The organism is Dryocola clanedunensis subsp. sulfonylureivorans, assembly GCF_016756775.1.
Taxonomy (GTDB): Bacteria; Pseudomonadota; Gammaproteobacteria; order Enterobacterales; family Enterobacteriaceae; genus Dryocola; species Dryocola clanedunensis.
In genome coordinates this window covers 1-1,139 of the sequence record NZ_JAERMU010000068.1, presented here as the reverse complement: position 1 = coordinate 1,139, position 1,139 = coordinate 1, and the positions used below count along the sequence as shown (strand labels likewise).

At 55.3% G+C, this 1,139-nt stretch carries 2 protein-coding genes and 1 pseudogene; all 3 read right to left on the bottom strand.

Annotated features, from left to right (window positions below; translation table 11 throughout):
* A pseudogene (locus tag HYQ67_RS24455) lies at positions 1 to 71 on the bottom strand (Clp protease N-terminal domain-containing protein); the annotation flags it as partial.
* A 170-nt stretch (positions 72 to 241) separates the two neighbouring features.
* Complete coding sequence (locus tag HYQ67_RS23790) at positions 242 to 733, bottom strand: Hcp family type VI secretion system effector (RefSeq protein ID WP_202308652.1); 492 nt, start codon at positions 731 to 733, stop codon at positions 242 to 244.
* Positions 734 to 737: 4 nt separating this feature from the next.
* Positions 738 to 1,139 (bottom strand): OmpA family protein (locus HYQ67_RS23785; RefSeq protein WP_202308651.1); only part of this gene is annotated, 402 nt, incomplete at its 5' end.

The window sequence follows — 1,139 nt, the reverse complement described above, 5'->3', positions numbered from 1 at the left end:
GAGGCAGCCCCTTCCATGGCGCGGGCGCAGTAAGGATTAAGACGGCGTAACAGGACGGCTGGATTTTCCATGAGTTTCTCTCTTTATGTCTTCCGGGCACGCTACCGCCCCTCGCTGTTTCCTGTGATAAGGAACCCTAAGCGCATAAGGTCAGGCAGGCAGATTGTATGTTTTTGCTGAGCGCCCGCGGTCGCAGACGCTCAGCGAAAACTGCGGACGGGTCACCCCGTCCGCATCGGGCTTACGCCGTGGCGCGTTCGTTCCAGGAGTCGGAATGAATGATGTTGCCGTCTTTGTAGGTCCAGGTGATTTTTTCGTAGCGCAGCTCAATCTCTTCCAGATGGTTGTGCTTCTCTTTGGCAGGATCTTTGATGTCGTGCATTTTCGGCGCGACTTTCACCAGCTTGACGTTCTCCAGTCTGGTGTTGAAATATTCAACTTCCTGACCGGCGTCGTTGATTTTGTACCATTTGAATTCGGCAGATTTCAGGGTCTGACCGGTGGTCACCGCCTTGTACAGATACGGGCTGGAGGAGTCGATTTCCTTGGTGAATTTGAACGGGGTATGAACGCGCGTCCCGGTCAGTTTGCCGGTGTTGTTATCGGTCGGGATGTACAGGGTGTGATCCTGTGCGACCACTTCGATGCTGCCTTCACGATCCTGAACGTCCACAGAACCTTTAATGTCCGCGCCGCCATCGTCCTTCAGCCAAAGATAAACAGGAATTGCCATGGAATTACTCTCCATTGTGTTGTGATGCGTCATCATCCTGCGATGACGCGAGGGGGGTGTCTGGTGTCTGGCAGGCGTCGGCCTGCGGTACCAGACTGATTTCGACACGACGGTTCAGCGCTCGGCCTTGCTGTGTGTCATTGGTTGCGACCGGGCGGCTTTCGCCATAGCCCTGCACCGCAAAACAGCTTTCCGGCACGTCACCGGTATCACGCATCCAGTTACGCACCGCTTCGGCACGTTTCAGGGAAAGCGTCTGGTTGAGCGTTGGATTGCCGGTGTTATCGGTATGTCCGGCCACCACAATCAGCCAGCCCGGTTTGGCCTTAATGCCAACCAGCGAATTCACCAGCATTTTGGTGGAGCCGGTTTTCAGCTCTGCCTTGCCGGAATCGAACAGCGACAT

What these genes read in the sequence shown, in the direction of transcription:
- HYQ67_RS23790 (WP_202308652.1), bottom strand. Translation starts at nt 733, where the DNA reads ATGGCAATTCCTGTTTATCTTTGGCTGAAGGACGATGGCGGCGCGGAC.